The organism is Burkholderia sp. 9779_493 (assembly GCF_015712215.1).
Classification (GTDB): Bacteria; Pseudomonadota; Gammaproteobacteria; order Burkholderiales; family Burkholderiaceae; genus Burkholderia; species Burkholderia cenocepacia.
In genome coordinates, this window is the sequence record NZ_JACCQA010000009.1 from 184,083 (window position 1) to 196,834 (window position 12,752).

Genomic DNA, 12,752 nt, shown 5'->3' on the forward strand with positions numbered 1-12,752 from the left:
GGAGCGAATCGTCATGCTCGAACTCGTTTCCTCGCATGCGTGCCACGGCGGCGAGCAGCGCTTCTACCGTCACGATTCGGCAGCCATCGGCCTGCCGATGAAGTTCTCGGTGTACCTGCCGCCGCAGGCCGCGCACGGCCGCGTGCCGGCGCTGTTCTATCTCGCCGGGCTCACGAGTACCGACGAGACGTTCGCGATCAAGGCCGGCGCGCAGCAATACGCGGCGCAGCACGGCATCGCGCTCGTGATGCCCGATACGAGCCCGCGCGGCGCGGGCGTGCCGGGCGAGACGGATGCGTGGGACTTCGGCGTCGGCGCGGGCTTCTACGTCGATGCGACCGAAGCGCCGTGGTCGACGCACTACCGGATGGAGTCGTACGTGACGGGCGAGCTGCGCGAGCTCGTCGCGGCCGAACTGCCGATCGACGGCGCGCGGCTCGGCATCTTCGGCCACTCGATGGGCGGGCACGGCGCGCTGACGCTCGCGTTGCGTCATCCGGGGCTGTACCGGTCGGTGTCGGCGTTCGCGCCGATCGCCGCGCCGACGCGCTGCCCGTGGGGTGAGAAGGCGTTCTCCGGCTATCTCGGCGCCGATCGCGAGACGTGGAAGGCGCACGACGCGAGCGAACTCGTCGCGCGCGTCGATGCGCCGAAGTTCGCGGACGGCATTCTCGTCGATCAGGGGCTGGCCGATCAGTTCCTCGCGAACCAGCTGAATCCCGACGTATTCGAAGCCGCGTGCGCGAAGGCCGGCCAGCCGCTGACGCTGCGCCGCCATCCGGGCTACGACCACGGCTACTACTTCATCTCGACGTTCATCGCCGATCACCTCGCGCATCACGCGCGCGTGCTGGCGCGGTGAGCAGGGGCGCAAGCCGGTAACGCACACGGCGCGCCGCACGCGATTGCGAGCGCATGAAAAAACGCCGGCGCTGCCCTCGGGCACGCCGGCGTTTTCTTTGATCGGCATCGGGCGGCGATGCGCCGGGCCGCGATCAGTTGCGTCGCAACAGGCTCGCGCCGTACACGAGCGCCGACAGCGCGGTGATCCAGAAGCTCGTCGGCCAGTCGGTGTGATACGCGAGCACGATGCCGGCCCACGCTTCGAACAGCGCGAACAGCGCGGCGAGCAGCACGCCCGTCGACAGTCGCGTCGACACGTTCTGCGCGGCCGCCGCCGGCCCGACCAGCAGCGTGAACACGAGCAGCACGCCGACGATTTGCGTGGCCGCGGCCACCGCGAGCGCGCACACCGCGAGGAACAGCATCGACACCGTGCGCAGCGACACGCCCTTGGCTTCGGCCAGTTCGGGCTGCAGCGACGCGAACAGCAACGGCCGCGCGATCAGCGCGAGCGCGGCGAGGCTCACCGCGCCGATGCCCGCGAGCACCGCGAGCGTGTCGTGGCTGACCGCGAGCACGTTGCCGAACAGCAGTGCGGTGACCTGCGTCGCGAACGACGTGTAGAAGTGCAGGAACAACAGGCCGAAGCCGAGTGCGCCCGACAGGATCACGCCGATCGCGACGTCGCGGCCCGCGAGCTTTTCGCCGAGCGCGCCCATCCCGATCCCGGCCGCGAGCGTGAAGCCGACCATCCCCCAGATCGGCGAGACGCCGAGCAGCACCGCGCCCGTCGCGCCGGTGAAGCCGACGTGCGACAGCGCGTGGCCGGCGAAGGTCTGCCCGCGCAGCACCAGGAAGTAGCCGACGATGCCCGCGAGCACCGCGACGATTCCCGACGCCGCGAAGGCGTTGATCATGAAGTCGTATTCAAACATCGTGCGAATGCCCGGGATGAGCGTGTCCGTGGTGGTGGTGGCCGTGGCCGCCGCCGTGCGAATGGCCGTCGTCGTCCTCGTGTTCGTGATCGTGCTTCTCGATCTCGACGTCGCCCGACATCACGAAGATCTTGCCGTTCACGCGCATCACGTCGATCGGCGATCCGTAGAGCCGCGACAGCACGGGTTTCGTGATCACCTCGTCGACGGTGCCGAGCGCCGCCACGCCGTTGCCGAGATACAGCACGCGGTCGAGCGCGTTCAGCAGCGGATTCAGTTCGTGCGCGGAGAACAGCACGGTGATGCCGAGCTCGCGCTGCACGTTGCGCACGAGCTCGACGACGCCGCGCTGGTGGTTCGGGTCGAGGCTGATCAGCGGCTCGTCGAGCAGCAGCAGCTTCGGGTTGCCGAGCAGGCATTGCGCAAGCAGCAGCCGCTGCCGCTCGCCGCCCGACAGTTCGGACAGCGGGCGGCGCGCGAGCGACGGGCCGCCGACGAGGTCGAGCACGCGATCGACGTCGCGGCGCGTGGCCGCGTTCGTGTGCGGCAGGCCCCAGCGGTGGCCGTCGGCGGCCATCGCGACGAAGTCGTAGCCGCGCATCCGGCGGTTCGCGAGGCCGCTCCGGATCTGCGGCATGTAGCCGATCGACGGGTTGCCGCGCACGACCGGCACGCCGCCGACCGACAGCGTGCCGGCCGACACGGGCACGAGGCCGAGCACCGCGCGCATCAGCGTCGTCTTGCCCGCGCCGTTCGGCCCGAGCACGCCGACGAATTCGCCGGGCTCGATCGAGAAGCTGACGTCGCGCAGGATCGTGCGGCCGCCCAGTTCGAGCGTGACGCGATCGACGGCGAGGGCGTGGGGAGTGGCAGTCATGACGTTACGGTTGTCGGTTACTTGCCGGCTGAGAGCGCGTTGCCGAGCGCGTCGAGCTGGCCGCTCATCCATTGCTGGAAGGTCTTGCCGGCCGGCTGCGTCTCGGTGACGCTGACGGTCGGCACGCCGCCGTCGCGCGCGACCTTCAGCATGCGCTTGGTCATCGGCTCCTCGGCCTGGCTGTTGTAGATCAGCACGCGCACCTGCTTCTTGCGCAGATCGTTCTCGAATGCGGCGACGTCCTGCGCGCTCGCCTCCGTGTCGTTCATCGTCGCGAGCTGGAAGCGCTGGTTGCGCATGTCGAGGCCGATCGCGTCCGACATGTAGCCGAACACGGGCTCGGTGGCTGTCACGGGCACCCCCTTGAACTTCGCGCGCAGTGCGGCGACCTGGTCGTCGACGGGCTTCAGCGATGCGACGAACTTCTGCAGGTTCGCTTCGTATTCGGCCTTGTTCGCCGGGTCGGCGCGGCCGAGTTCGGCCGCGATCGCGCGTGCGGCCGCCGGCATCGTCGCCGGGTCGTACCACAGGTGCGGGTTGTCGCCGGCCTTCTTGCCGACGAGATCGGCGACGACGATCGTCGCGCGCTTCGCCTGTTTCGACGCGCCGAGCAGCTTGCCCATCCACGGATCGTAGTCGGCGCCGTTGTAGATCACGACCTGCGCGTGCTGGAGCGCGCGGGCCGTCTTCGGGCTCGCTTCGAACAGGTGCGGATCCTGATCCGGATTGCTGAGGATGCTGGTGACCGCGACGTGGCGGCCGCCGATCTGCGACGCGACGTCGCCGTAGAAATTCTCGGCGGCGACGACGTTGACGGTCGCGGCCTGCGCGACCACGGGCGCGGCGAACGACAGCGCGGCGACGGCGGCGGCCAGCCAGCGGACAGGCGACAGGGCGCGCCGCGGCGCGCGCTTCAGGGCAATGGACATGGAACTCCTCGTTGGAAGGGCGGCGCGTACGCCGCGATTCGGCGTCAGCGCTGCGCGGGCTTGCGCTTGCAGTGTCCGCACAGGCCGCTCAGCTCGACGACCTGGTGGTGGACTTCGAAACCGTGCGCGGGCTCGCTCGCGGACAACTGCTTCGCGAGGTCGCCGCCGGGAATCTCGACGGTGTCGCCGCACGAATCGCAGATCAGGAACTGGCCTTCGTGCGGCACGCCGATCTCGCAGCACGCGAAGAATGCGTTCTTCGATTCGATCCGGTGGATGAAGCCGTGTTCGACGAGGAAATCCAGCGCGCGATAGACGGTCGTCGGCGGCACCCGGCCGCGTTGCGGTTCGAGTTCGGCGAGCAGGTCGTACGCGCCGATCGGGCGTTGCGCGGCCAGCACGCGTTCGTAGACCTGGCGGCGCAGCGGTGTCCACGCGAGCCCGTGTTCGGCGGCGAATGCGTCGGCCCGGGACAGCCGGGCGTCAATGGGCGATGAGGTAGCCATGGCGTGAAGCAGGCGATGAAACACAGTACGGCGATGATATAACGTATCGCCGCGCCGTGCAGCGCGAATTCCGCGTTCCGCCGTCGCTCCGTCCCCTTCATGCCGCTCCCACTGCGCCGCACCGTGCGCGCCGCACCTTGCCGCGCGGGCGCGACCGGGCGTCGTCATGCGCCGCCGTGCCGCAGCGCGTCATAGAAAGCCGTCGCGTCGTCTTGACAGCGCGTATCGCGTATCCGATCATTCGATCACTAACAGAGCAATTGATCGGTTTGCGAGCGTTCGCTCACCTCGTGACCGTCGTACAGCAGAACGAACCGGAGACAGCCAGTGAGACTGGAAGACAAGGTCGCGATCCTGACGGGCGCCGCAAGCGGCATCGGCGAGGCGGTCGCGCAACGCTATCTGGACGAGGGCGCGCGCTGCGTGCTCGTCGACGTGAAGCCGGCAGGCGGCTCGCTCGCGCGGCTGATCGAGGCCAACCCGGGCCGCGCGGTGGCCGTCACGGCCGACGTCACGCGCCGCGACGACATCGCGCGGATCGTCGCCACGGCGGTCGAGCGCTTCGGCGGCGTCGACATCCTGTTCAACAACGCGGCGCTGTTCGACATGCGCCCGCTCCTCGACGAATCGTGGGACGTGTTCGACCGGCTGTTCTCGGTCAACGTGAAAGGGCTGTTCTTCCTGATGCAGGCGGTCGCGCAGCGGATGGTCGAGCAGGGGCGCGGCGGCAAGATCGTCAACATGTCGTCGCAGGCCGGCCGTCGCGGCGAGGCACTCGTTTCGCACTACTGCGCGACCAAGGCCGCGGTGATCAGCTATACGCAGTCGGCCGCGCTCGCGCTCGCGCCGCACCGGATCAACGTGAACGGCATCGCGCCGGGCGTCGTCGACACGCCGATGTGGGAGCAGGTCGATGCGCTGTTCGCGCGCTACGAGAACCGGCCGCTCGGCGAGAAGAAGCGGCTCGTGGGCGAAGCCGTGCCGCTCGGCCGCATGGGCGTGCCGGGCGACCTGACGGGCGCCGCGCTGTTCCTCGCGTCGGCCGACGCCGACTACATCACCGCCCAGACGTTGAACGTCGACGGCGGCAACTGGATGAGCTGACGTGGCGCCGCTCGCACGCGCCACCCGCCGGCCGGCCCGCGACGCCGCGGCCGCCGTCGCACGAGGAGGGCTCGCCTGATGGCCGAGATCGTCGTCGCCGGCGAACTGCTGGCGGAATTCGTCGCCGCCGAGCGCGGCCAGGGTTTCGATACGCCGGGCCTGTTCGCCGGACCGTTCCCGAGCGGCGCGCCGGCGATCTTCGCCGACCAGGCCGCCCGGCTCGGCGCGCGCGTCGCGTATGCGGGCTGTGTCGGTCGCGATGCGTTCGGCGACGCGATCGTCGCGCGGCTCGCCCGCGACGGCGTCGACGTCGCGCGCATCCGCCGCGTCGCCCGCCCGACCGGCACCGCGTTCGTCGCGTATCGCGACGACGGCTCGCGCAGTTTCGTCTTCACGCTTTCCACCAGCGCGGCCGCGTGCGTCGATGCGTCCGACGTCGACACCGCGATGTTCGACGGCTGCCGCTACTTCCACGTGATGGGCTCGTCGCTGACGAGCGAATCGGCGATCGCCGCGGTGCAGCGCGGCGTGATCGAGGCTGCGCGCGCCGGCGCCAAGGTGTCGTTCGATCCGAACGTGCGGCCCGAAATGCTGAGTTTCCGCCCGATGCGCGCGGCCCTCGACGAGATGCTCGCCGCGTGCCACCTGTTCCTGCCGAGCGAAGCCGACCTGCCGTTCTTCTGCGGGCCGCAGCCGGCCGAGCGCGCGATCGCCGGCCTGCTCGCGACCCATCCGCTGCTCGAGCGGGTCGTGCTCAAACGCGGCGCGCAAGGCAGCGTCGCGTTCGAGCGCGCGCACCGGGCCGACGCGCCGGCGTTCGCGGTCGACGAAGTCGATCCGACCGGCGCCGGCGACTGCTTCGGCGGCACGCTGGTCGCGAGCCTCGTCGCGGGCTTGGCCGTCGACGTCGCGTTGCGTCGCGCGAACGCGGCCGGCGCGATCGCGGTCACGCGGCGCGGCCCGATGGAAGGCAACAGCAGCGCGGCCGAGATCGACCGCTTCCTGACCGAACGGGGGATCGCATGTCCGGCCTGACGACCGTTGCCGAACGCACGCGCACCGCGCACGCGGACACCGTGCTGCGGATGATCTTCGACGCGAACCGCGCGGACGCGCAGCGCGGCATCTATTCGGTCTGCAGCGCGCACCGGCTGGTGCTGGAGGCCGCGTGCGAAGCGGCGCGCGCGGACGGCTCGCCGCTGTTGATCGAGGCGACCTGCAATCAGGTGAACCATCTCGGCGGCTATACGGGCATGACGCCGGCCGATTTTCGTCGCGACGTCGATGCGATCGCCGCGCGCTGCGGGCTCGCGCCGTCGGCGCTCGTGCTCGGCGGCGACCATCTCGGCCCGAATCCGTGGCGGCACCGTCGCGCGGCCGACGCGATGCGTGAAGCGGCCGCGATGGTCGCGGCCTACGTCGAAGCCGGCTTCGAAAAGATCCACCTCGATGCGAGCATGGCGTGCGCCGACGATCCGGCACGGCTCGACGATCGCACGATCGCCGCGCGCGCGGCCGAGCTGTGCCGCGTCGCGGAAGACGCGGCCGCGCGCGTCGGCATCGCGCCGGTCTACGTGATCGGCACCGAGGTGCCGACGCCGGGCGGCGAGGTGAGCGGCGACGCAAGTAACGACGCGATCGCACGGATCGCGGTCACGCGCAGCGACAGCATCGCGGCGACGCTCGATGCGCACCGCCGCGCGTTCTCCGCGGCCGGGCTCGACGATGCGTGGACGCGCGTCGTCGCGGTCGTCGCGCAGCCGGGCGTCGACTTCGACGATCGCCACGTGCTCGATTACGACAGTGCCAAGGCAGCGTCACTGGGCGCGAGTATCCTGCAGACACCGCGCCTCGTGTTCGAAGCGCATTCGACCGACTACCAGACCGAGGCGGCGCTCGCCGCGCTGGTGCGCGACCACTTCGCGGTGTTGAAGGTCGGCCCCGCGCTGACGTTCGCGCTGCGCGAGGCGCTGTTCGCGCTGACGTTCATCGAGGACGCGCTGATCGACGACGTCGCGCAGCGTTCGCGATTGCGCGACGTCGTCGATGCTGCAATGCGCGCGCAGCCCGAACACTGGGCGCCGTACTACCGCGGCGACGAGACCGCGCAGCGGCTCGCGCGCCAGTTCAGCTACAGCGACCGCATCCGCTATTACTGGCTGCAGCCGGCCGTCGCGGCCGCGGTCGAGCAGCTGTTCGACAACCTCGCGCGACAGCCGGTGCCGGAGACGCTCGTCGCGCAGTGGCTGCCGGATGTCTACGCGGCATGCCGCGCGGGCGGCCTCGCGAAGGCGCCGCGCGCATGGGTGCGCCACCGGATACGCGACGTGATCGCGCATTATGCGCGCGCGTGCGGCATGCAGCGGCCGGCATGACGGGCCGCGAAGGAAACGACGCAACACCGATGCAAGACCGACGACATTTCGAACAATCACAGGAGACATGCCATGCAACGAAAGATGCTCGACGCCGCCGCCCGCTGTTTCGCCGGAGCCGCGCTCGCGACGGCGGCCTGCGCGGCGTCCGCCGGCACGCTGACGATCGCGACGCTGAACAACCCCGACATGATCGAGCTGAAGAAGCTGTCGCCGGCGTTCGAGAAGGCGAACCCCGACATCAAGCTGAACTGGGTGATCCTCGAGGAGAACGTGCTGCGCCAGCGCGCGACGACCGACATCACGACCGGCAGCGGCCAGTTCGACGTGATGGCGATCGGCACCTATGAAACGCCGCAGTGGGGCAAGCGCGGCTGGCTCGCGCCGATCACGGGCCTGCCGGCCGATTACGACCTGAACGACATCGTGAAGACCGCGCGCGACAGCCTGTCGTACAACGGCCAGCTCTACGCGCTGCCGTTCTACGTCGAAAGCTCGATGACGTTCTACCGCAAGGACCTGTTCGCGGCGAAGGGGCTGAAGATGCCTGACCAGCCGACCTACGACCAGATCGCCGAATTCGCGGACAAGCTCACCGACAAGTCGAAGGGCACCTACGGGATCTGCCTGCGCGGCAAGGCCGGCTGGGGCGAGAACATGGCGTACGTGTCGACGGTCGTGAACACGTTCGGCGGGCGCTGGTTCGACGAGAACTGGAACGCACAGCTCACGTCGCCCGAATGGAAGAAGGCGATCAATTTCTACGTGAACCTGCTGAAGAAGAACGGCCCGCCCGGAGCGAGCTCGAACGGTTTCAACGAGAACCTGACGCTGACCGCGTCCGGCAAGTGCGCGATGTGGATCGACGCGACGGTCGCGGCCGGGATGCTCTACAACAAGCAGCAGTCGCAGGTGGCCGACAAGATCGGCTTCGCGGCCGCGCCGGTCGCCGCGACGCCGAAGGGCTCGCACTGGCTGTGGGCATGGGCGCTCGCCGTGCCGAAAACGTCGAAGCAGCAGGACGCCGCGCGCAAGTTCATCGCGTGGGCGACGTCGAAGCAGTACATCGAGATGGTCGGCAAGGACGAAGGCTGGGCGTCGGTGCCGCCGGGCACGCGCACGTCGACGTATCAGCGCGCCGAGTACAAGGCCGCCGCGCCGTTCTCCGACTTCGTGCTGAAGGCGATCGAGACGGCCGACCCGAACGATCCGTCGCTGAAGAAGGTGCCGTACACGGGCGTGCAGTACGTCGGGATTCCTGAATTCCAGTCGTTCGGCACGGTGGTCGGCCAGTCGATCGCGGGCGCGGTCGCGGGCCAGATGTCGGTCGACCAGGCGCTCGCCGCGGGCCAGGCCGCGGCCGACCGCGCGGTGCGGCAGGCCGGCTACAAGAAGTAACGCGCAAGCCGTCGCGCGGCCCGCGTCGGGCGCCGTGGCACACGGCGCGGGCCGGCGAGGCGGACAGGCGGGCGGCCGTTCGCGCCCGCGCATCAACCGGAGGGACTCCGATCATGCGTCACCTGCGTCTTCCCCTGAGTCACGCTCACGCGCCGTCGGTCGGCGACGCGTCGTCGCCGCCCGGCGCGCCGCGCCGCGCGCGCGGCGGCGCGAGCTGGCTCGTGTCGCCGTCCGTCGCGGTGCTGCTGCTGTGGATGTCGATTCCGCTCGCGATGACGATCTGGTATTCGTTCTCGCGCTACAACCTGCTGAACCCGGACGTGAAGGGCTTCGCCGGGTTCGACAATTACCGCTTCCTCGCGACCGATCCGTCGTTCCTGCCCGCGATCTGGCACACGCTCGTGCTGATCGGCGCGGTGCTCGCGATCACCGTGGTCGGCGGCGTGCTGATGGCCGTGCTGTTCGACCGCAAGTTCTACGGGCAGGGCGTCGCGCGCCTGCTCGCGATCGCGCCGTTCTTCGTGATGCCGACCGTCTCCGCGCTGATCTGGAAGAACATGATCCTGCATCCGGTGTACGGGCTCGTCGCGAACGCGATGCGCGCGCTCGGGATGACGCCGATCGACTGGTTCGCCGATTACCCGTTGACCGCGGTGATCATCATCGTCGCGTGGCAATGGCTGCCGTTCGCGTTCCTGATCCTGTTCACCGCGATCCAGTCGCTCGACCAGGAGCAGAAGGAAGCCGCGCGCATCGACGGCGCCGGCCCGATCGCGATGTTCTTCTACATCACGCTGCCGCACCTGAAGCGCGCGATCGCCGTGGTCGTGATGATGGAGACGATCTTCCTGCTGTCGATCTTCGCGGAAATCTACACGACGACCGGCGGCGGCCCCGGCGACGCGACGACCAACCTGTCGTACCTGATCTACGCGCTCGGCCTGCAGCAGTTCGACGTCGGCCTCGCATCCGCGGGCGGCATCATCGCCGTCGTGGTCGCGAACGTCGTGTCGTTCTTCCTCGTGCGGATGCTCGCGCGCAACCTGAAAGGGGAATACGAGAAATGAGCGACCTGACCTTCTCGGGCCGGCGCGCGCCGGCCGCGTTCGACCTCGTGCGGCGCGCGCTGCCCGGCACGCTCGCGTGGCTGATCGCGCTCTTGCTGTTCTTCCCGATCTTCTGGATGGCGATCACCGCGTTCAAGACCGAGCAGCAGGCGTACGCGTCGTCGCTGTTCTTCATGCCGACGCTCGACAGCTTCCGCGAGGTGTTCGCGCGCAGCAACTACTTCGCGTTCGCGTGGAATTCGGTGCTGATCTCGGCCGGCGTCACGGTGATCTCGCTGCTGTTCGCGGTGCCGGCCGCCTACGCGATGGCGTTCTTCCCGAACCACCGCACGCAGAAGGTGCTGCTGTGGATGCTGTCGACCAAGATGATGCCGTCGGTCGGCGTGCTGGTGCCGATCTACCTGCTGTGGAAGAACGCGGGGCTGCTCGATACGGTGTCGGGGCTCGTGATCGTCTACACGCTGATCAACCTGCCGATCGCGGTGTGGATGACCTTCACGTACTTCAACGAGATCCCGAAGGACATCCTGGAGGCCGGGCGCATCGACGGCGCGTCGACGTGGCAGGAAATCGTCTACCTGCTGATGCCGATGGCGCTGCCGGGGCTCGCGTCCACCGCGCTGCTGCTCGTGATCCTGTCGTGGAACGAGGCGTTCTGGAGCATCAACCTGTCGAGCTCGAACGCCGCGCCGCTGACCGTGTTCATCGCGTCGTACTCGAGCCCCGAAGGGCTGTTCTGGGCGAAGCTGTCCGCCGCGTCGCTGCTCGCGGTCGCGCCGATCCTGATCGTCGGCTGGCTGTCGCAGAAGCAGCTCGTGCGCGGGCTCACGTTCGGGGCGGTCAAATGAGCGCGGCAAATCATGGCGTGAACGTGCTGATCTGCGACTGCGACGGCGTGCTGATCGACAGCGAGGCCGTGGCCGCCGACGTGATCGTGCGCGAACTCGATGCGCGCTGGCCGGGCGTCGACGCGCGGCCGGCCGTGATGCCGCTGCTCGGGCTGCGCATCGAGCGCGTGCTGGCCGGGGCGGCCGATGCGGTCGGCCGCACGCTGTCGGCCGACGACGTCGACGCGATCCGCCGCGCGGTGGAGGCCGCGGCCGTCAACGCGCCGATGGTCGACGGCATCGATGCGGCGCTGGCCGCGATTCGACTGACGACGGCCTGCGCGAGCAACAGCTATCGCGCGTACGTCGAGGCGGCGCTCGCACGCACCGGCCTCGCGCGCTTTTTCGGCGACCGGCTGTTCTGCGCGGATTCGGTCGCGCGGCCGAAGCCGGCGCCGGACGTGTATCTGGCGGCCGCGCGCACGCTCGGCGCGGCGCCCGCGAATTGCCTGGTCGTCGAGGACAGCGTGACCGGCATCACCGCGGCGGCGGCGGCCGGCATGACCGTGCTCGGCTTCGTCGGCGGCGGGCACGCATCGGCGGCCCAGATCGACGCGTTGCGCAGCATCGGCGCGCGTCACGTATTCGACGACATGCACGAGCTGCCCGGCTACGTCGCGCGCTGGCAGGCGACGGGCGCGGTGCTGCCCCACTAGCAACGATCAGGCGCTGCCTGCACGGCGGCGCATCACGAACGAACGGAGACAGATCATGGCAAGCGTGCTCCTGCGCAACATCGCGAAGCGCTACGACGACACCGAAGTGCTGCGCAACGTGAACCTCGACATCGCCGACGGCGAATTCGTCGTGTTCGTCGGCCCGAGCGGCTGCGGCAAATCCACGCTGATGCGGATGATCGCCGGCCTCGAGGACATCTCGAGCGGCGACCTGCTGATCGACGGCGCGAAGGTCAACGACGTGCCGAGCGCGAAGCGCGGCATCGCGATGGTGTTCCAGTCGTATGCGCTGTATCCGCACATGACGCTGTACGACAACATGGCGTTCGGCCTGAAGCTCGCGGGTGCGAAGAAGCCCGAGATCGACCAGGCCGTGAAGCAGGCCGCGAAGATCCTGCACATCGACCACCTGCTCGATCGCAAGCCGAAGCAGCTGTCGGGCGGCCAGCGGCAGCGCGTCGCGATCGGCCGCGCGATCACGCGCAAGCCGAAGGTGTTCCTGTTCGACGAACCGCTGTCGAACCTCGATGCCGCGCTGCGCGTGAAGATGCGGCTGGAGTTCGCGCGGCTGCACGACGAGCTGAAGACGACGATGATCTACGTGACGCACGACCAGGTCGAGGCGATGACGCTCGCCGACAAGATCGTCGTGCTGTCGGGCGGCGCGGTACAGCAGGTCGGCACGCCGAACGCGCTGTATCACGCACCGGCGAACCTGTTCGTCGCGGGCTTCATCGGCTCGCCGAAGATGAACTTCCTGAAGGGCGCGGTCGAATCGGCCGATGCGGGCGGCGTGCTGGTGCGCTTCGACAGCGGCGAGACGCAGCGCGTGGCGGTCGACGCGGCGGGGCTGCAGCGCGGCGCGGCGGTGACCGTCGGCGTGCGGCCCGAGCACCTGCTGGTCGATGCGGCGGCGGCCGGCGTCGCCGCGCGGACGATGGCGGTCGAATCGCTCGGCGATGCCGCGTATCTGTATGCGGAGTCGGCCGTCGCGCCGGACGGGCTGATCGCGCGGATTCCGCCGCTCGACACGTACCGCACCGGCGAGGCGCTGCGCGTGCATGCGCAGCCCGAGCACTGCCACCTGTTCGACGAAAACGGGCAGGCGTTCCGGCGGCTGAGCGCGCACGCGAAGGCGGCGTGACGGCGGCGCG

13 protein-coding genes are annotated in these 12,752 nt (G+C 69.4%); 9 read left to right on the top strand and 4 right to left on the bottom strand.

The annotated features are described in order from the left end of the window. The first annotated feature begins 13 nt into the window (after positions 1-13). Positions 14-862 carry an S-formylglutathione hydrolase gene (fghA, locus tag H0X95_RS11990; RefSeq protein WP_059721418.1) on the top strand — a complete coding sequence of 283 codons (849 nt, stop codon included), beginning with the start codon at positions 14-16 and terminating at the stop codon, positions 860-862. 133 nt (positions 863-995) lie between these two features. Here the strand turns inward: fghA and H0X95_RS11995 are convergent, their stop codons facing one another. Genes H0X95_RS11995 through H0X95_RS12010 form a run of 4 tightly spaced genes read right to left on the bottom strand, consistent with a single transcriptional unit; the run spans position 996 to position 4,090 of the window. Further along, entirely contained in the window at positions 996-1,778 is a 783-nt protein-coding gene (locus tag H0X95_RS11995) for a metal ABC transporter permease (protein ID WP_006483758.1), read from the bottom strand. After that, positions 1,771-2,655 carry an ABC transporter ATP-binding protein gene (locus H0X95_RS12000; RefSeq protein ID WP_006496502.1) on the bottom strand — a complete coding sequence of 295 codons (885 nt, stop codon included), beginning with the start codon at positions 2,653-2,655 and terminating at the stop codon, positions 1,771-1,773. The genes H0X95_RS11995 and H0X95_RS12000 overlap by 8 nt, the downstream gene beginning before the upstream one ends. Positions 2,656-2,672: 17 nt before the next feature. After that, positions 2,673-3,584, bottom strand: coding sequence for a metal ABC transporter solute-binding protein (locus tag H0X95_RS12005; protein WP_006496501.1), 912 nt, complete (start codon positions 3,582-3,584; stop codon positions 2,673-2,675). A gap of 44 nt (positions 3,585-3,628) precedes the next feature. Next, a complete protein-coding gene (locus H0X95_RS12010; protein WP_006483754.1) occupies positions 3,629-4,090 on the bottom strand; it encodes a Fur family transcriptional regulator in 462 nt (153 codons plus the stop codon). Positions 4,091-4,417: 327 nt separating this feature from the next. Here H0X95_RS12010 and H0X95_RS12015 point away from each other — a divergent pair, with 327 nt between their 5' ends. From H0X95_RS12015 to H0X95_RS12050, 8 genes are all read left to right on the top strand, one after another. Next, entirely contained in the window at positions 4,418-5,194 is a 777-nt protein-coding gene (locus tag H0X95_RS12015) for an L-iditol 2-dehydrogenase (protein ID WP_006483759.1), read from the top strand. A 78-nt stretch (positions 5,195-5,272) separates the two neighbouring features. Next, entirely contained in the window at positions 5,273-6,229 is a 957-nt protein-coding gene (locus H0X95_RS12020) for a sugar kinase (RefSeq protein WP_006496500.1), read from the top strand. Further along, positions 6,217-7,569 (top strand): D-tagatose-bisphosphate aldolase, class II, non-catalytic subunit, encoded by a 1,353-nt coding sequence (locus H0X95_RS12025; protein WP_006496499.1) that lies wholly within the window; start codon positions 6,217-6,219, stop codon positions 7,567-7,569. Before H0X95_RS12020 ends, H0X95_RS12025 begins: the two co-directional genes overlap by 13 nt. 72 nt (positions 7,570-7,641) lie before the next feature. Continuing rightward, complete coding sequence (locus H0X95_RS12030) at positions 7,642-8,967, top strand: ABC transporter substrate-binding protein (RefSeq protein ID WP_006477974.1); 1,326 nt, start codon at positions 7,642-7,644, stop codon at positions 8,965-8,967. A 113-nt stretch (positions 8,968-9,080) separates the two neighbouring features. Further along, the gene (locus tag H0X95_RS12035; RefSeq protein WP_006496497.1) at positions 9,081-10,034 is read left to right on the top strand and encodes a carbohydrate ABC transporter permease; all 954 of its coding nucleotides are present in this window, start codon (positions 9,081-9,083) and stop codon (positions 10,032-10,034) included. Further along, positions 10,031-10,882 (top strand): carbohydrate ABC transporter permease, encoded by an 852-nt coding sequence (locus tag H0X95_RS12040; RefSeq protein ID WP_006484674.1) that lies wholly within the window; start codon positions 10,031-10,033, stop codon positions 10,880-10,882. Before H0X95_RS12035 ends, H0X95_RS12040 begins: the two co-directional genes overlap by 4 nt. Beyond that, positions 10,879-11,577, top strand: coding sequence for an HAD family hydrolase (locus H0X95_RS12045; RefSeq protein WP_006496495.1), 699 nt, complete (start codon positions 10,879-10,881; stop codon positions 11,575-11,577). Before H0X95_RS12040 ends, H0X95_RS12045 begins: the two co-directional genes overlap by 4 nt. A gap of 55 nt (positions 11,578-11,632) precedes the next feature. Beyond that, complete coding sequence (locus H0X95_RS12050) at positions 11,633-12,742, top strand: ABC transporter ATP-binding protein (RefSeq protein ID WP_006496494.1); 1,110 nt, start codon at positions 11,633-11,635, stop codon at positions 12,740-12,742. Positions 12,743-12,752: the final 10 nt, after the last annotated feature.